This is a genomic window from Pseudomonas retamae (genome assembly GCF_043496865.1).
Lineage (GTDB): Bacteria > Pseudomonadota > Gammaproteobacteria > Pseudomonadales > Pseudomonadaceae > Aquipseudomonas > Aquipseudomonas retamae.
Genome location: NZ_JBIEIL010000002.1, coordinates 295,254 through 312,836, shown reverse-complemented (window position 1 = coordinate 312,836; position 17,583 = coordinate 295,254). Strand labels below are relative to the sequence as shown.

Here is a 17,583-nt window from a genome sequence, read left to right as displayed (position 1 = left end):
TCGTCGTCCGGCAATAAGCCAGGTGTCAGCGATCATGTTCCGCCGCTTCCGGCCGATAAACCGCTCGTAGCGCAAAACGACTTTCAAGTCGGGAACAGACGCGCGGGTTTGCCCTGACGTGATATTCTGCGCGCCAACTTGGTTTGACCTTATTCAGTCAGCGTGCTCGTGGGTGCGCTGGCAGGATCCCTGTCGCTCAAGTAGCTGAAGCCAATAATGATAAGAAGTCAGTTCAGAAGGGACATCAACTGAGGTCGATGCGGCATGTCGGCCTTGTGTGCCCACCCGTCAAAATTGAAGTGTGCCGGAATCTGCGACGCCAGCCTGAGCGTCACCCAAGCGGATCGCATGCTGATAACAGAGGCGGGCGGAAGGCGTTTTATCATAGGTGCAACAGATGTTTAAGAAAGTGAACACAGCCTTGCTCGGTCTGGCATTGGCAATGGGGATGACATCCGCCAACGCTGACGAAGCAAAGAAAGTCGACGTCCTGCTGATCGGCGGCGGCATCATGAGCACCACCCTGGGTGTGTGGATCAATGAGCTGGAGCCGAGCTGGTCGATGGAAATGGTCGAGCGCCTCGATGGCGTCGCCCAGGAAAGCTCCAACGGCTGGAACAACGCCGGTACCGGTCACTCGGCACTCGCTGAGCTGAACTACACCCCGGAAGACGACAAAGGCAACGTGACGATCCCGAAAGCGGTCGAGATCAACGAAGCGTTCCAGGTGTCCCGTCAGTTCTGGGCCTGGCAGGTTCAGCAGGGCGTTCTGAAGAACCCTCGCTCGTTCATCAACACCACACCGCACATGAGCTTCGTGTGGGGCGATGACAACATCAAGTTCCTGAAAAAACGCTACGAAGCCCTGCAGGCGAGCCCGCTGTTCGCCGGCATGCAGTACTCCGAAGACCCTGCTGTGATCAAGAAGTGGGTCCCGCTGATGATGGAAGGGCGCGACCCGAACCAGAAAATCGCGGCCACCTGGAGCCCGCTGGGTACCGACATGAACTTCGGCGAAATCACCCGCCAGTTCGCCGCGCACCTGCAGACCAAGCCTAACTTCGATCTGAAACTGTCGAGCGAAGTCGAGGACATCACCAAGAACGCCGATGGCACTTGGCGCGTCAGCTACAAAAACCTCAAAGACGGCACTAAAACCGAAACCGACGCCAAGTTCGTCTTCATCGGCGCTGGCGGCGGTGCCCTGCACCTGCTGCAGAAGTCGGGCATTCCTGAAGCCAAGGAATACGGTGGCTTCCCGGTGGGTGGTTCGTTCCTCGTGACCGAAAACCCGACCATTGCTGAACAGCACCTGGCCAAGGCTTACGGTAAAGCTTCGGTGGGTTCGCCGCCGATGTCGGTTCCACACCTGGACACCCGTGTTCTGGACGGCAAGCGTGTCATTCTGTTTGGCCCATTCGCGACCTTCAGCACCAAGTTCCTCAAGGAAGGCTCGTACCTGGACCTGCTGACCAGCACCACCACGCACAACATCTGGCCGATGACCAAGGTCGGCATCAAGGAATACCCGCTGGTCGAATACCTGGCTGGCCAACTGATGCTGTCGGACGAAGACCGCATGAACGCGCTGAAGGAATACTTCCCGAACGCCAAAGCCGAAGACTGGCGCCTGTGGCAAGCCGGCCAGCGCGTGCAGATCATCAAGCGTGATGAAGCGGCAGGCGGCGTGCTGAAACTGGGCACCGAAATCGTTGCTGCTCAGGACGGCTCCATCGCCGGCCTGCTGGGCGCATCGCCAGGCGCGTCGACCGCTGCACCGATCATGCTGAGCGTGCTGCAGAAAGTCTTCAAAGACAAAGTCGCCAGCCCTGAATGGCAAGCCAAGCTGCACCAGATCGTTCCAAGCTACGGCACTCAGCTGAACAGCGATCCGGCCAAAGTGGCCGCAGAATGGGCTTACACCGCCAAGATCCTCGAACTGCCGACGCCTCCGGTGATCGGTCAGGCCGCTGCTCCGGCAGCCGGCGCTGCGGCTGAAAAAGCCCCGGCTCTGAAGGACAACGCTGCACGCGACATGGCGCTCTAAACACACGCCTGACGCACAAAGCCCACTGCACCGGTGACGGTCAGTGGGCTTTTTTGTGCCTGCGCTTCAAGCTTTGGCTTTGGCCAGATAAGCCCCCAGCCGCTGGCCCATCTCTTCGCCCAGCGCCTGCAAGCCGCTCAACGGCCGCACCATCACTTCGAACTCGACGATCTTGCCGTGCTCATCGAAGCGAATCATGTCGATGCCTTTGAGTTCCTTCGTGCCTACTTTGGCACTGAATTCCAGAATCACGTTGAGGCCATCGGCGCTGGCCAATTCACGGTGATACGCAAAATCCTCGAAAACCTCGAACACCGTATTGAGGATCATCGACACCACCGGCGCGCCGGGGTAGGGCGTGTGGGCCATCGGCGAGCGAAACACGGCCTGGGCGTCAAGCAGCTCAGGCAGCGCGCGCAGGTTGCCGGTGCGGATCATCTCGTGCCAGCGCTGCAGGGATTCGGCGACGGGGGCTTGCAGGGTCAGCTCGGTCATGGGGTCTCCGGTTTTTATTATTGGTTTTCAATGGCACTGACTGTAGATCAACCACGCGGCAAGAACATCCTGATGTGCCGTGCTGAATACCCAACCATCGCCCATGCGGATCAGATGCGCATCTGATCCGTATTTTTTCACTTGATCTGACGCTGTAACCGGTTCAGTCAAGCGCTCACAATGCCCCGGCAGTGCGGGCACCAGCGACTTTGCTTCATCCCGAAGCGTCCAGTGCACCGCAAACCCGGCATTGAGGAGAGCAAGATGAACAAGATGGCGATTTTCCTGGGTGGCTTCCTGACCCTGACCATTCTGATCGGTTTGCTGGCGACGATTTCTCCGGTCTGAAGCCCGCGCAGTTTTTTCGAACTCCGCCATGTTCGCGCTTTCAGTTGCAGTACAGGGCCATGCCAGCGGCCCTACGGACTGAAAGAAGGAGCGAGACATGCGTTGCACAACCCCGCACGGACGGTGGCTATCGATGGGCATGCTGCTGACGGCGCTGACCGGCTGCGCGATGAGCAACACCGAATCGCCGGTGCAGACGCCCGGTAAGGCCAAGGCCTCCGACACCGAACTGCTTGAAACCGGCGCGCAATGGCTGCAAGACAAACCGCCGATTCGCGCCTTGAACCTGTACCTCGACGGCTTCCACTTCTACAACGGGCACCCCGATGTGCAAATGGAGGCGCACCATTATTGTTCGGTGCTCAACGAAGAAGTCTTTCAATGCGTGATCTATGACGGCAACAGCGCCGATGCGAAGTTGATGGGTGTCGAGTACATCATCAGCAAACGCCTGTTCGCGCAACTACCGGCCAAGGAAAAGGCCCTTTGGCACAGCCATGCGCACGAAGTCACGTCCGGCCAACTGGTCGCCCCGGGCATCGCGCAAGTCGCCGAAACGCGGCTGATGGAAAAGCTCGCCAACACCTACGGCAAAACCTGGCACACCTGGCACACCGATCAGGACAAACAACTGCCGCTTGGCGTACCGCAATTGATGATGGGCTTCACCGCCGACGGCCAGGCCGATCCGCAGATGGTGGAGCAACGCGACAAGCGTCTGGGCGTCGACACTGCGAAAAACAAGACCGCTCGCGCCGCGATCAAACCGGCCCCCATCGAGCAGGGCGCCGATGCCTGGCAACAGGGCAACGCGCTGCAACTTCCTGACCCGACCGGACACACGCATCTGATGCCACGTCCTGCGACGGGCAGCGACGAGAATGCTCGGGGTACGCAGGCCAAGCCGTAAGTAACCATCGGTAGATGTTGCGCTCGGTCGCCCCTACAGGGTTTGCAGCTGCACACGAAATTTGTGCTCACCTGCAATCCCTGTAGGAGTGAGCCTGCTCGCGAAAGCGGTTGGTCAGCCACCACCGCTGCGGCGCCGTTCCGTCCCCTCAGGGCCACCGACGTCCAGCAATCGTCTTTCCAGCAAAACATTTTCGAGGGCCTGGCGTTCGACCAGCGCCATCTGATGCTCGCGCTTTTTCAGCTCCAGCAAAATGGGGCTGGACCAGGTGCGGTAAGTCTGTTCGATTTTGCGGCGGGACGTCATCAGTCTCTCCTTGATCAAGAGCCCTGTGTAGCGGGCAGGGGCTCAATCCGATGAGGCCTTAACGTTAGACGACAAAGCTGCAAGGCGCGAATGCAGCGCCATCCCCTTTAGGAGTGAGCCTGCCCGCGATAGCGACCTTTCAGACACTGCAATACTGTCTGAAGTACCGCCATCGCGAGCAGGCTCACTCCTACAAGGGTTTTGTGGTGGATTGGAATCAGTCGTCGACGTTCATCAGTTGCTGCACTCCCTCCCACGCTTCAGCCCGCATCCGTTCGATATCTAGCCCGGGAATCACCCCGTTGTCGACGACCACGCGGCCGCCCACCAGGCTGTATTTCACCGCTATCGGCTCCCCGGCCACCACCGGCGCGACGGCGCAGTCGTGGAAGCCGTAAAAGCGCGGGTGGTCGAGGCTGTAGATGACCAGATCCGCCGCCTGGCCGATTTCCAGCGTGCCGACTGCGCCCAGGCCGAGCACTTGTGCGCCACCGGCCGTGCCCCAATGAATGACGTCTTCGGCGGTGGTGGCCGAGGCGCCCTGTTCGGCGCGATGGATCAGCCACGCGGTGTTGGCTTCGCCGACCATGCTCCCGGATTCATTCGACGCCACGCCATCCACACCGAGTGAAACCGCCACGCCGGCCTCGAACATCTGCGGCACCGGGGCGACGCCGCTGCCGAGGCGGGCGTTGCTCACCGGGCAGTGCGAGACGCCCGTACCGGTCTGCGCGAGCATGCGGATTTCGCCCGGTTGCAGGTGCACGGCGTGGGCAAACCAGACGTCCGGGCCGAGCCATTCGTGTTCGGCGACAAACTCCACGGGCAGGCAGTTGTACTTGTCGCGACAGAAATTCACGTAGTTCTGCGTCTCCGACAAGTGTGTGTGCAAGCGCAGGCCGAGGCCGCGCGCGGTGTGGGCCAGTTCGCGCAGCAGCGTCGGCGGCAGGGAAAAGGTCGGTGTGGTCGGGGCGACAACCACACGGCGTAGCGCATCGGGGGTGTCCTGGTGATAGCGCGATTTCAGCCGTTCGATATCACCGACCATTTGCTCGAGGCTTTCCGGTTGCAGAGCGGTTTTCGAGAAGCCCGGATGCGCGTTCGCCGACTCCAGCGCACCGCCACGGCACAGTACGAAACGCAGGCCGAACTCCTCGGCCATGTCGAACAGCACATCGCCGGTCTCGGTGCTGCCGTGCGCGTGATACAGGTAATGGTGATCGGCGCAGGTGGTCACGCCGGACAGCAGCAGTTCAACCATGCCCAGGCGCGCGGCGATCCGCGCCAGTTGCGGGGTAAAGCGGTTGAGGCGCGGGTAGGGCACGCTGGCGAGCCAGCCTTGCAGGTCCTGATTCAGACCCTCAGGCACGGCTTTGAGCAGGTTCTGGAACAGGTGATGGTGCGTGTTGATCCAGCCCGGATAGACCAGGCAATGACGTGCATCGATGACCCGTTCGCCGGGTTGCGCTGTGAGGTCTGCGGCCATTTCGGCGATGCGCCCGTCGACCACGCGGATGTCCACGGCGCCGGCCCGCGCGCGAGGGCCGCGCAGGCCGGTCATCACCGCGAGCGGATGTTTGATCAGGATGTTCTGAGGTTGATTCATGGGCAGCTCCAGACTAAAGGATGTGCGAGGCGGATTTGCTGGCGGTGGCTTGCGGCACGCTGACGCCATTCAGCGCGGCGTTGAGCAGCACCGACACCAGGCAGGCGATGACCACGCTGCTGTGCAGGAACGGCTGAGACCACTCGGGTAATTGTTTGAACAGGGTGGGGGCGAGCACCGGCACCAGCGCGGCGGCGAGGGTGAAACCGACGATCAGCACGTTGTAGCGATTACGCTCGTAATCGACTTTGGCGAGGGTCTGAATGCCCGCCGCCGCGACCACGCCGAACATGGCGATCCCGGCGCCACCCAGCGCGGCGGTCGGCATCGAAGCGATGATCGCGCCAGCCTTGGGCACCAAGGCAATCGAGCACATCAGCAAGCCGCTGACCGCGACCACCCAACGGCTGCGCACGCCGGTGAGGATCACCAGGCCGACGTTTTCCATGAAGGCGATAAACGGAAACGCGGCGAACATGCCGGCGATGGTGCTGGCCAGACCATTGGCGCGCAGGCCGTTGATCACTTGCTTGTCGTCCACCGGTTTTTCGACGATGTCGCCGATGGCCACGAACAGGCCCATCGACTCGACCATCTGCACGATCATCACCACCGCCATGGTCGCAATCGGAATCAGGCTGAAAGTCGGCAGGCCGAAGTAGAACGGGTAGGGCACGGTCAGCCACGGCGCGTCTTCGACACTGTGAAAACTGCCCATTCCCAGACCATAGGCCAGACCGGCGCCGATCAGCATGCCGACCAGCACCGCCATGTTGCGCAGCAACGGGCTGCCATAGCGGTTGACCAGCAGAATCGTCAGCAACACCACCACCGCAACACCGAGAAATGCCGGGGCGCCGAAGTTGCTCGCATTGCGCCCGCCGCCGACCCATTCATAGGCAATCGGAAACAGCTGCAAGCCGATCACGGTGACGATGCAACCGGTGACTACCGGCGGAAAGAACCGCCGCAATCGGCCCACGAACGGCGCCATCAGCAAGGTAAACAGTCCAGCGCCGATCACCGCCCCGCAGACCCCGGCGAACCCCACCTCCGGGTTGCTGCCGATGGCGATCACCGGGCCAACGCTGCTGAACGCGACGCCCTGCAGGATCGGCAGGCGCACGCCAAACTTCCAGAAACCAACGGTTTGCAACAGCGTGGCAATGCCCGAACAGAACAGCGTGGTACTGATCAGCACCACCGTATCGGCGTGCGACATTTTCAGCGCACTGGCAACAATCAACGGCACGGCGATGGCGCCGATGTACGAGACGGCCATGTGTTGCAGGCCGAGGGTGAGCATCTGTCGCACCGGCAGAACGCGGTCGACGGGATGCACGGTGGAGGCGGATTGCGTTGGGGATGTGGCTGACGACATGGGGAAACACCTCTGGCTGTTTTCATGCGGTAGAGAGGGGTATTCGTCTGATGCCTCTTTTATCCGGAAACACTGCAAATCCCTTGTGGGAGCGAGCCTGCTCGCAAAAGCGTTGGGTCAGTCGACATCACTGTTCAATGGCCCACCGCATTCGCGAGCAGGCTCGCTCCCACAGGTTTTGCTGCATTTGCTGACAGGCATCAGTCATTCGTGCTGCGAAGCCGCCATCCACCGGCTCCGATGCCTTGTTTCAGCCTGCCAGGCAGGCGGCGAAGCCCTGATTCAGGGCCGCGCGATCCAGGTCGCGGCCGATGAACACGATCTTGCTCGAGCGGGGCTCCGTGCCCCATAGCGTCGAGGCGCGGAATTCCACCAGGCTGTGCACACCTTGCAGCACGTAGCGCTGGTCTTCGTTGGCCACCGCGAGCACGCCTTTCATGCGGTACAGGTTGTCGGCCTGGGAAGAGCGCAGCTCGCTGATCCAGCGGTGGAACGCCATCAGGTTGACCGCGCCGTCGACGGCGATGCCCACCGATGACACGCTTGGATCGTGTTGGTGGTCATGCTCTTCAATGGCGTGTTCGGAGTGATGGTCGTGGTGGTCGTGATGCTCGGGTTCGGCGCCGATTTCCATCAGCTTCTGGGTGCTTTCGAAGGCGCCGATGCCAAGGATTTTCGTCAGGTCGATTTGGGCGTGGGTTGAGGTCACCAGATCCGCGGTGGCGTTCAAGCCGCGAATTTTGCCGCGCAGGGTTTCCACCTCGTCGGCGCTCACCAGATCGACCTTGTTGATGACAATCCGGTCGGCACAGACAATCTGATCCACCGCCTGATTATCGACGCCGTCCAGTTGCAGATCCTCCAGGTGCTGGGCGATGTGTTTGGCGTCGACCATGGTCACGATCGCGTCGAGTTCGACTTCGTCGGCAATCGGGTCATTGATGAAAAAGCTTTGTGCCACCGGATACGGATCGGCCAGACCGCTGGTTTCGATCAGGATGTGATCGAGGCGCACCGGCCGCGCCACCAGCTCGCGGACGATGCGCACCAGATCCTCGCGAACCTCGGCAGTGCAGCACACGCAGCCGTTGACCATTTCGTAGATTTCTTCGGTTTCGGAGCTGAGCACCAGATCGCCGTCGATGCCGACCTCGCCAAACTCGTTTTCGATCACAGCGATCTTGCGGCCATGGTTTTCCTTGAGGATGTAATTGAGCAGGGTGGTTTTGCCGGCACCGAGGAAACCGGTGAGGATGGTCACGGGGATTTTGTTGTTGCGGGTTGGGGCGTTGAAGGGCGTGTTCATCTGGATCTCCTTGCCTGTTTTTTTTGACGAGTACGGTCAACTGTGGGAGCTAGCCTGCTAGCGAATGCGGTGTGTCAGTCAGCGGTGATAGCGACTGTTCCACCGCCTTCGCGAGCAGGCTCGCTCCCACAGGGTTCTTGGTGTTCTTGCCAGCGGTGGGCGACGCCGGCATCAAGGCCAAACAGGTCAAGCACGCGGCCGAGGCTGTGGTCGACCATTTGCACCAGGCTCTGCGGGCGGGCGTAGAAGGCCGGCACCGGCGGGGCGATGATGCCGCCCATGTCGGTGACGGCGCTCATGTTGCGCAGGTGCGCCAGGGTCAGCGGAGTTTCGCGGGCCATCAGCACCAGCGTGCGCCGCTCCTTGAGCGTGACGTCGGCGGCGCGGGCGATCAGCCCAGAGGAAGTGCCGGTGGCAATCTCCGCCAGCGTGCGCATCGAACACGGCGCCACCACCATGCCGAGGCAGCGAAACGAACCGCTGGCGATCCCGGCGGCGATGTCGTCGGCGCGGTGGTAATGGCTGGCCAGCGCGGTGACGTCGGCGAGTTTGTAGTCGGTTTCGTGGGCCATGGTCAGCAGCGCGGCGCGGCTGATGATCAGGTGGCTCTCGATGTCCAGATCCGCCAGCAATTCGAGCAGACGCACGCCGTAAATGAACCCGGACGCGCCGCTGATGCCGACCACCAGGCGCTGGCGGTTCACGCTTGCAGCCCTTTGATCAACTGCCGCGCACGCTCCAGCACATCGCCGTCAAGCTGCGCCTTGATCCCGTCGAAAGCCGAACCGCGTGTGGCATCCAGGCCCATGCGCGACGTCGTGCCGTTCACCGACGAGGATGGGTCGAGCGGGCTGCCCGGTAAACCGTCGATGGTGAACAGGTCCTGATGCGGCTGGAAATGCGTGGCCAGCGCCCATAACACCTGACTGTCATCGCTGATGTCGATATCGCTGTCCACGGCGATCACGGTTTTCAGGTACGGATCCCAGCCGAGCAGCGCCAGCATGATCTGCCGCGCTTCGCCGTCGCGGCTCTGTTCCAGCGCCACGTAGCAGTGAAAATGCGTGCCGGAATTGGGATAGTGCACGGCGGTGACGGCGGGGAACCGTGCCTTGAGTTTTTCACTCATTTCCGCCTCGCGCGGCAGGCGCGCCAGGGTCAGATGTTCGGCGTAGCGGCCGCCCATGACGTCGACCAGCCAGGCGTCCTTGCGCCGCAGCAGGGTGTCGACGCGCAGCACGTTATTGGTCGAGCGGTCCGAGGAGTAACCGCTGAATTCGCCGAACGGACCTTCCTCGGCGTAGGCCGCCGGGTCTATCGCGCCTTCGAGGACGAACTCGGCATAGGCCGGCACGCCGATGCCGTAGCGCGGGGTTTTCACCAGTTCCAGCGGCGCACCGAACAGGCCGCCGGCCACTGCGCGTTCATCACTGCCGTAGGGCAGGCGTGCAGCGGCGGCGAGCATGAACAACGGGTGAGCGCCGACCACCATCGCCACCGGCAATTCTTCCCCGCGCTCTCGGGCGGTCTGCAGCATCCACCACAAATGCCCGCGTGAATGCAGGCTGGTGGCGAGCGCCTGACGGGCGTGGCGCATCGAGCGGTGATAGCTCATGTTGGCGATGCCGGTGATCGGGTCCTCGGCGATGATGATCGCGTTGGTGATATACGGGCCGCGATCGCTGTCGAAATGCTTGAGCATCGGTAACAGGGCGAGGTCGACCGCTTCGCCTTCGAACACTTCGTCGAAGATCGGCCCGCTTTCGACGTAGCGGGGGGCGATGGGTTGGTTGGCGCGGCTCTGAAAGGTTTCGTGCAGTTGCGCCGGGGTGACGCCGAACAAGCGTGCGATACGTGTGCGGGATGCGAACAGGTTGGTCGCCACCGGCACGCCGAGCTTGCCGACGTTTTCGCAGATCAGCAGCGGATCGCGTCCCTCGGCGGCGAGGGCATCGACCAGGGCGGTGACGTCCTGATCGGCGGAAATTGGTTGGCTGAGGGTCAGCACATCGTCCGGGTACTCGCGGCGATAGGCGTCGATAAATACGTGAAAGTCCTGGGAATCGCCGAGCGTCGAACGGGTCATGGTGTCACCTCGTAAAAAGCAGGCACGCAGGGGTGAAAGGGCGATCGCACGGCCAGCCGTTGGCCTGCCGGTCGTGCGCGCGCCGGGTCATCTTCGTGCCTGTAAAGTCGCTGTGTGTTGGTGGTAACACTGGCCCCCGTGGGAGCGAGCCGGCTCGCGAATGCGGTATGTCATTCAAAGCTGATGGCGACTGATCCACCGCTTTCGCGAGCAGGCTCGCTCCCACAGGGGGTGTGGCTACAGGTACGTGGTGGTCAGGCGAATATCGGCCTCGACCAGATCCTTGGGCGGTGGTGTCGGTTCGATCCCGCACAACCGGGCGATGTTGTTGCCCAGATAGTCTTCGAGATGATCCTCATCGATGCCCAGCCCTTGCGGTGCCGGCGAGCACAGCACCTCCAGTTCGCGCAGCCACATGCCCGGTTCGTTCGGCGGCGAGTCGGTGCCGAACACGATCTTGTTGCGCGGCAGCTCCTTGGCGAACTCGACGATCCGCGACTGGAAACACCAGCCTGATTCGCAATAGACGTTCGGCGTGTCCATGGCCATCCAGAACGCTTCGAACGAGTAGTTGCCGCCGGTCTGGATACCGAAGTGGCCGATGATGAAATTGACCATCGGGAACTCGCGGATGATCGGGTAGAACATCGTCGGAATCGTGTACGGGCCGTCGCCGGTGTGGATCAGCACGACGATGTTGTACTTGGCGCAGACCTTCATGGCCGGGCGCAGCCAGTCGAGTGCGCGGTCCGGGCGATAGCCGTGCATGTTGGCGTGCAGCTTGAGCATCTTGAACCCGTATTCCTTGATGTGGAATTCCAGCTCCGCCGCTCCGTTTTCCGGTCCCCAGCGCGGGTTGAAGTTGAAGTTGCCTATAAAGCGGTCCGGGTATTTCACGCAGAGTTCGGCGATATACGACATGTAGTCGCGCACGCCCTCGCGGCCCCGGCGGTTGCCATCGCGGTAACCGGTGTTGCCAGGTGGCGGCTGGATGAAACCCATGTCGATGCGGCGCGGCTTGCCGTTGATCATGTACGGGCCGTCCATCAGCTTGAGCATGCGCTCGCCGGTGAACGGTTCGCCGGTGTGGCGCCAGGCCTCGTCGACCAGGTTGGTGGGGTGCAGATGGGTGTCGATGATCATCGCTTCAGCTCCTGGCCAATTGGGTGGTGACGGGGCGCTTGAGTTGCGCCTCTGCTTCGGAAACGGAACGCGGTGGCGGGGTCGGCTCGAGGCCGATCATGCGCGCGGTGTTGTTGCCCAGGTAATCTTCGAGGGTGTCCTCGTCGAGGTTCAGACCCTGCGGTGGCTCGTGGCACAGCACTTCAAGCAGGCGCAGCCACATGCCCGGTTCGTTCGGCGGGGTGTCGGTGCCGAAGAGGATCTTGTGGGTCGGCAAGACCTTGGCGAACTCGACGATTCGCGATTGCAGGCACCAGCCGGATTCGCAGTAGACGTTGGGCAACTCCATCGCCCATTGCATCGGCTCGAATACGTAGACGCCGCCGGTCTGCACGCCAAAGTGGGCCATGATGAAATCGACGTTGGGGAATTCCTTGATCATCGGCACCCATTCCGACGGGATGCTGTACGGCCCGTCGCCGGTGTGCAGCTTGACCGGAATGCCCAGCTCGGCGCATTTCTCGAAGCACGGGCGCACCCAGTCGAGGGCCCGGTCAGGCCGGTAGGCGTGCATGTTGGCCTGCATCTGGACCATTTTGAAACCGTGTTCCTTGACGTAGCGCTCGATCGCCTCGACGCCGTTCTGCACACCGCAGCGGGGGTTGTAGACGAAGCAGCCGATGAAGCGGTCCGGGTAGGTCTGGACCATTTTCAAGGTGTAGGCCATGTAGGCGTCGATGGATTCGCGGCCACTCAGCTCGCCGTCGGTCCAGGTGTAGATGGTGTTGCCCTGCGGCGGCTGGATGAAGGCTTTGTCGATGCGGCGAGGTTTGCCGTTGACCATGTACGGGCCATCCATCATCTGCAGCAGACGCTCGCCAGTGAACGGGTCACCGTCATGCCTCCAGGCGAGGTCCACCAGATCGGTGGGATAGCAGCTGATATCGATGATCATTGCAGTCGATCTCCTGATAGCGGGGAAGGGAGCCTTGCGGCTCTCGGCATCCACGTCCCGGGCAATCGGCCGTTGCTATGCGCAGGATTCGCGCATTCCCTCGCCTGTTCGCATCCGGCCCGGGTGGGTGGCTGCTGAGGGCGAGTATTGGAAAGGGGGGAGAGGTTCGTACAATATTAATTGGGCGCGGTGGTGATATGCGTTCGATATGGTTTTGGTTTTGTGGTGAACGTGCCGGCCTCTTCGCGAGCAGGCTCGCTCCCACAGGGATTGCATTCCAGTTGGATAAACGCAGTCAAACTGTGGGAGCGAGCCTGCTCGCGAAGGCGTCATTGCTGCGTTTGCAGGGCCAACTGCCTGATCACTTCAACCACCGGCGCCACGCGTTCGGCCTGGCCATGTGGCCATACGGCATAGAGGTTGTAATGCGCGGCAATCTGCGCCTCGTTCAACGCCACCAGGCACCCGCTGCGCAACGCATCGGCGGCCAACAAACCGCGCACCAGCCCTGCACCGACGCCCGCCTCGGCGGCGGCAATCAGGTTGGCGGCATTATCGAAAATCACCCGCGCCGGCGGTTCGGTCGGGCTCATGCCGGCGGCATCCAGCCATGGAATCCACGAGCGCCGCGTGTAGCCCAATAGCGGCAATTGCAGAATTTGCGCCGGGCTTAGCGGCAGCTGCAACCCATAGCGTTCCAGCAGCGCAGGCGAAGCCACGGCCAACACCCGATCGCCACAGATCTGGGTCATTTCGCAGTCATCCCAATCGCCATAGCCATAGCGCAAGGCCAGATCCACGCGCTCGAACGTGCTGCGATCACTACGCGGCATCGACAGCAGCGTTACCTCGTAATCCGGCAGCCCGTCGAGCAACTGCGGCAAGCGCGGATTGAGCCAGTTCTGTGCCAGTTCGCTGTCCACATCCAGAGTCAGGCGCTGCGCCACGCTGCGGTTTTTCACCGAGGACAAGGCCCGGTCGATCTGTGCCAGACCATCGGACAACACGCTGGCAAACAACTGCCCGGCGTCGGTCAGATTGCTGCCGCCCCCCTCACGCACGAACAGCGGCTGGCCGATGAAATCCTCGAGGGCGCGGATCTGTTGGCTGATCGCGCTGTGGGTCAGGTCGAGCTTGCGCGCGGCGCTGGAGAAACTGCCGCTGCGCGCCGCATGGATAAACGCGCTCATGGACTGCACCGACGGGTATCGCTTGTACATGTTGTTAGTCCTGCTTACACCGGTTGGCAGAAAACGTCGCTGGCCGCAAATCGTCGCGGCTTCCAATAATCGGTGACAGGCCCGCACAAAGACGGGCCGCTCTCCTGGAGCCTGACAATGATTGCATTCACGGTTAACGGTGAACGACGCGAGCTGGATGAGGCGTCCCCCTCCATGCCCTTGTTATGGGTATTGCGTGATCAACTGAAACTCACCGGCACCAAATTCGGCTGCGGCATGGGCCTGTGCGGTGCCTGCACCGTGCACCTGGACGGCGTCGCGGTGCGTTCCTGCCAGTTGCCGCTGGCCGCCGTCGCGGGCCACAGCATCACCACCATCGAAGGTTTGTCGCCGACGCAGAATCATCCGCTGCAAGTGGCCTGGGTCGCCGAAGATGTGCCGCAATGCGGCTACTGTCAATCCGGGCAGATCATGTCGGCGGCGGCGCTGCTCAACACCGGCGCGGCGGTGACCGACGATTCGATCCGCAACGCGATGTCGGGCAACATCTGCCGCTGCGGTACGTACGGGCGCATCAACAAGGCGATCAAACGCGCGGCGAATGCGCCGAAGGAGGCCTGATGAGCCGCCTCGACGACAGCCGTATCGAACTGCCGCGCCGGGTGTTTCTCAAACAAGCGGCAACCGTTGCTTCAGGCCTGGCGATTGCCTTGTACCTGCCCGGCGGCATGGCGGCCACCGACCCGAAAGCCCCGGCACCCGCTCGCGAATTTGAGCCCAATGCCTGGGTGCGAGTGCTACCCGACGGCACGGTGAAACTGGTGGTGCACAAACACGATTCCGGCACCGGCACGCACACCGCACTGGCCGCGTGCGTGGCCGAAGAACTGGACGTTAATCCGATGACCGTGCAGGTCATCACCCCCGAAGACCCGTTTTTCGAAAGCTACATTCATCCGGTCTGGAAAGTTTTTTCCACCGGCGGCAGCACCAGTGTGTCGCTGGAATACGAGCGCCTGCGCATGGCCGGCGCCACGGCGCGCGCGCTGCTGATCACGGCGGCCGCGCAGCAGTGGAAAGTCAGCCCTGACAGTTGCGCGACAGAAGACGGTCGGGTGCTACACGCGGCGAGCAAACGCAGCCTCGGTTACGGCGAACTGGCCAGCGTGGCGGCGACTCTGCCAGCGCCGGCCAACGTCACCCTGAAAGACCCGGCGCAATTCAACTACATCGGCAAACTGCGCCACAAACGTGACGCCGCAGCCAAGGTGTGCGGACAATTCCAGTACAGCATTGACGTGCAATTGCCGGACATGCTGGTGGCGGTGATAGAGCGCGCGCCGGTCATTGGAGCGAAAGTCCTCGGCGTCGATTCGGCGGCAGCTTTACAGGTCCCTGGCGTGCGCCAGGTACTGGCGGTTCCGGGGCGTCCCGATGTGCTCGGCGGCAATCTGGAAGGTGTCGCGGTGCTGGCCGATACGTTCTGGGCGGCGCAGGAAGGGCGCAAGGTGCTGGCGATCCAGTGGAGCGATTCGCCGCTGGCCGGGTTCGACAGCGACCGATTGTTCGACGCCCAGGCCAAGGCAATTGGCGAGCCGAACACACAAACGGTCAAAGCCATGGCGCACGGCGATGTCAGCGGGCAATGGCCGGGTGCGGCACAGTTGCTCGAAGCCGATTACACCATGCCTTACAAAGTGCAAAACCCGCTGGAGCCGATCTGTATCACCGCGCAGGTGAAGAACAACGCGATCACCTACTGGGGCGGCGTGCAGGTGCCCTCGATGGCACTGGAGGCGGCGCAGACCGTGTGCGCCATCGACAAGGCCAACGTGACCATTCATGAGAGGGTATCGGGCGGCAGCTTCGGCGCGCGGGAGGCGAAATACTGGTTGTTTGAGGTCGCGTTTCTGGCGCAGAAAACCGGCGTGCCGGTGAAGCTGCTGAACAGCCGCGAAGATGAAATGCATGCGCTGTTCAACCACCCGGCAACATTGCACCGGATCAAAGGCGCGCTCGATGCGCACGGTAAACTCAGCGCGTTGCAACTGCATGCGGTGTCGCCAGCCTCGCCGGAACAATGGGAGCCGGGTTATTTCCAGCGCCCGGACCACATGGACTACAGCACCACCGAGGCGATCACCGCGTGGGATTTTGCCTACCGCCCGCCGCACCTCGATCTGAACTGGGTCAAACATGAAAGCCAGGTACCCAGCGGCTGGTATCGCTCAGTGAGTTTCATCCCCAATGTGTTCGCCGTCGAAAGTTTCATGGATGAGCTGGCGCATGCCGCCAGGCAAGATCCGTTGGCGTTCCGCCTGGCCAATATGCACGAGCGGCCACGGCATGTGGCGGTGCTCAAACAGGCTGCCGAACGCGCCGGTTGGGGCAAGCCATTGCTGGCGGGAACGGCGCTGGGCCTTGCAACCAATCAGGGCTACAGCAGTTTTATTGCCGTGGTCGCGCGCGTTGCGACGGTCGATGGCAAGGCAAAAGTCGAACAGCTCACGTGCGTGGTCGATTGCGGTCTGGCGGTATCGCCGGGCGGTGTCGAGGAGCAGATCTACGGCGGGCTGATGTGGGGGCTCGGCCACGCGTTATTCGACCGCCTCGACATCAAGCAGGGGCGGGTGGTGCAGAGCAATTTCCACGATTATCGTGTGCCGCGCATGGCGGACATGCCCGTCACCGACATCGTCGTGCTGGATGGCGAGCCGGGCAAACCCGGTGGGGTCGGTGAGCTCGGCAGTCCATCGGTGGTGCCGGCCATCGCCAATGCGCTGTTTGCCTTGACCGGTGTGCGCCAGCGCTCGACGCCGCTGAACCTCGGATAAGCGCCATGGACCTGCGCCTGCTGCGGTATTTCATGGCTCTGGCCGATGAACTGCATTTCGGCCGGGCCGCCGAACGGTTGCACATTTGCCAGCCGCCGTTGAGCCAGCAGATTCGTCTGCTGGAGGAAGAACTCGGCACGCCGTTGTTCGAGCGCAGCCATCATCGCGTCGACCTGACGGCGGCGGGGCAGATGCTCAAGGAACAGGCGCCGCTGGTGTTCGAGCAGCTTGAGCGCGCGCTGGACCTGACCCGGCAGACCGGGCGCGGGCAACTGGGCGAGCTGGAAATCGGCATGATCAGCTCGGTGATGGTCGGCGTCCTGCCCAAGGCGCTGCACCTGTTTCGCGAACGCTATCCGCAAGTCACCTGGCGCCTGCATGAAATGACCCCGGCGGCGCAGGTCAAGGCCCTCAAGGAAAAGCGCATCGATGCCTGCGTCTTTCGGGTCGGCTACGACGATCCGCAGTTGCGCAACGAACTGCTGATCTACGAGCCGATCAACGTGGTCATGCCGGCGGACCACCCGTTGGCCCGGCGCGCGACGCTGGACCCCGCGGATCTGGCGCAGGAACCGTTCGTGGCGCTGGAACTGAAGCAGTCGCGGTTCGCCAATTTTCTTTATCAGTGCTGCGTCCAGGCCGGCTTCACCCCGCAGATCCGACAGCAGGTAATCGAGGTGCAAACCCTGCTCAGCCTGGTGCGCGCCGGTTTTGGCGTGGCGCTGTTGCCAGCGTCGATCGAGCAATTGGCCCCGGCCGGGCTGGTATTCCGCCGCCTGACCCCGGCGTTGCCGGAAGTGCCGCTGTATGCGACTTACCGCGCGGATGATGCGTCGCCGGTATTGAAACTGTTCCTCGACACCTTGCGTGAGCTGGCCGAAACTCCAGATCAACACTAAACCTATGGGAGCCAGCAGGCTGGTTCCCACAGTGATCTGTGGTGACAGGAGAAAAACGGGCTCCAGCGGGGATATTGCGCTGCGGCAACCTGGCCCCGCACGATATC

At 62.2% G+C, this 17,583-nt stretch carries 16 protein-coding genes; 5 read left to right on the top strand and 11 right to left on the bottom strand.

Going from position 1 to position 17,583, the window contains the following annotated elements; translation table 11 throughout:
• Positions 1–397: 397 nt before the first annotated feature.
• The gene (mqo, locus tag ACGSLL_RS04545; protein WP_203421612.1) at positions 398–2,047 is read left to right on the top strand and encodes a malate dehydrogenase (quinone); all 1,650 of its coding nucleotides are present in this window, start codon (positions 398–400) and stop codon (positions 2,045–2,047) included.
• A 66-nt stretch (positions 2,048–2,113) separates the two neighbouring features.
• Here the strand turns inward: mqo and ACGSLL_RS04540 are convergent, their stop codons facing one another.
• Both ACGSLL_RS04540 and ACGSLL_RS04535 read right to left on the bottom strand, forming a co-directional pair.
• Positions 2,114–2,542, bottom strand: coding sequence for a nuclear transport factor 2 family protein (locus ACGSLL_RS04540; protein ID WP_394503590.1), 429 nt, complete (start codon positions 2,540–2,542; stop codon positions 2,114–2,116).
• A 27-nt stretch (positions 2,543–2,569) separates the two neighbouring features.
• On the bottom strand, positions 2,570–2,920 hold the full coding sequence (locus tag ACGSLL_RS04535) for a hypothetical protein (protein ID WP_394503588.1): 351 nt from the start codon (positions 2,918–2,920) through the stop codon (positions 2,570–2,572).
• Between the two features lie 67 nt (positions 2,921–2,987).
• Here ACGSLL_RS04535 and ACGSLL_RS04530 point away from each other — a divergent pair, with 67 nt between their 5' ends.
• Positions 2,988–3,800, top strand: a complete 813-nt coding sequence (locus ACGSLL_RS04530) for an OBAP family protein (RefSeq protein ID WP_394503586.1) — start codon at positions 2,988–2,990, stop codon at positions 3,798–3,800.
• A gap of 114 nt (positions 3,801–3,914) precedes the next feature.
• On the opposite strand, the gene ACGSLL_RS04525 is transcribed toward ACGSLL_RS04530, so the two are convergent.
• From ACGSLL_RS04525 to ACGSLL_RS04485, 9 genes are all read right to left on the bottom strand, one after another.
• A complete protein-coding gene (locus tag ACGSLL_RS04525) occupies positions 3,915–4,106 on the bottom strand; it encodes a hypothetical protein (RefSeq protein ID WP_394503584.1) in 192 nt (63 codons plus the stop codon).
• A 217-nt stretch (positions 4,107–4,323) separates the two neighbouring features.
• Positions 4,324–5,712, bottom strand: a complete 1,389-nt coding sequence (locus ACGSLL_RS04520) for an amidohydrolase family protein (RefSeq protein ID WP_394503582.1) — start codon at positions 5,710–5,712, stop codon at positions 4,324–4,326.
• Between the two features lie 13 nt (positions 5,713–5,725).
• Complete coding sequence (locus ACGSLL_RS04515; RefSeq protein WP_394503580.1) at positions 5,726–7,093, bottom strand: nucleobase:cation symporter-2 family protein; 1,368 nt, start codon at positions 7,091–7,093, stop codon at positions 5,726–5,728.
• Between the two features lie 250 nt (positions 7,094–7,343).
• Positions 7,344–8,399, bottom strand: a complete 1,056-nt coding sequence (locus tag ACGSLL_RS04510; protein WP_394503577.1) for a CobW family GTP-binding protein — start codon at positions 8,397–8,399, stop codon at positions 7,344–7,346.
• A 74-nt stretch (positions 8,400–8,473) separates the two neighbouring features.
• Complete coding sequence (locus ACGSLL_RS04505) at positions 8,474–9,103, bottom strand: UbiX family flavin prenyltransferase (protein ID WP_394503575.1); 630 nt, start codon at positions 9,101–9,103, stop codon at positions 8,474–8,476.
• A complete protein-coding gene (locus ACGSLL_RS04500; protein ID WP_394503573.1) occupies positions 9,100–10,485 on the bottom strand; it encodes a UbiD family decarboxylase in 1,386 nt (461 codons plus the stop codon). The genes ACGSLL_RS04505 and ACGSLL_RS04500 overlap by 4 nt, the downstream gene beginning before the upstream one ends.
• Positions 10,486–10,722: 237 nt before the next feature.
• Positions 10,723–11,628 (bottom strand): amidohydrolase family protein, encoded by a 906-nt coding sequence (locus tag ACGSLL_RS04495; RefSeq protein ID WP_103303313.1) that lies wholly within the window; start codon positions 11,626–11,628, stop codon positions 10,723–10,725.
• A 4-nt stretch (positions 11,629–11,632) separates the two neighbouring features.
• The gene (locus tag ACGSLL_RS04490) at positions 11,633–12,562 is read right to left on the bottom strand and encodes an amidohydrolase family protein (RefSeq protein WP_208937865.1); all 930 of its coding nucleotides are present in this window, start codon (positions 12,560–12,562) and stop codon (positions 11,633–11,635) included.
• Positions 12,563–12,891: 329 nt separating this feature from the next.
• Positions 12,892–13,782: a LysR substrate-binding domain-containing protein gene (locus tag ACGSLL_RS04485; protein ID WP_394503570.1), complete on the bottom strand. Its 891-nt coding sequence runs from the start codon at positions 13,780–13,782 to the stop codon at positions 12,892–12,894.
• A gap of 117 nt (positions 13,783–13,899) precedes the next feature.
• Between ACGSLL_RS04485 and ACGSLL_RS04480 the strand changes: the two genes are divergently transcribed.
• From ACGSLL_RS04480 to ACGSLL_RS04470, 3 genes are read left to right on the top strand one after another with little or no spacing between them, the layout of a single operon-like run.
• Positions 13,900–14,364, top strand: coding sequence for a (2Fe-2S)-binding protein (locus tag ACGSLL_RS04480; RefSeq protein WP_394503568.1), 465 nt, complete (start codon positions 13,900–13,902; stop codon positions 14,362–14,364).
• A complete protein-coding gene (locus ACGSLL_RS04475) occupies positions 14,364–16,577 on the top strand; it encodes a xanthine dehydrogenase family protein molybdopterin-binding subunit (RefSeq protein WP_394503566.1) in 2,214 nt (737 codons plus the stop codon). Before ACGSLL_RS04480 ends, ACGSLL_RS04475 begins: the two co-directional genes overlap by 1 nt.
• A 5-nt stretch (positions 16,578–16,582) precedes the next feature.
• On the top strand, positions 16,583–17,476 hold the full coding sequence (locus tag ACGSLL_RS04470) for a LysR substrate-binding domain-containing protein (RefSeq protein WP_394503564.1): 894 nt from the start codon (positions 16,583–16,585) through the stop codon (positions 17,474–17,476).
• The last annotated feature ends 107 nt before the right edge of the window (positions 17,477–17,583 follow it).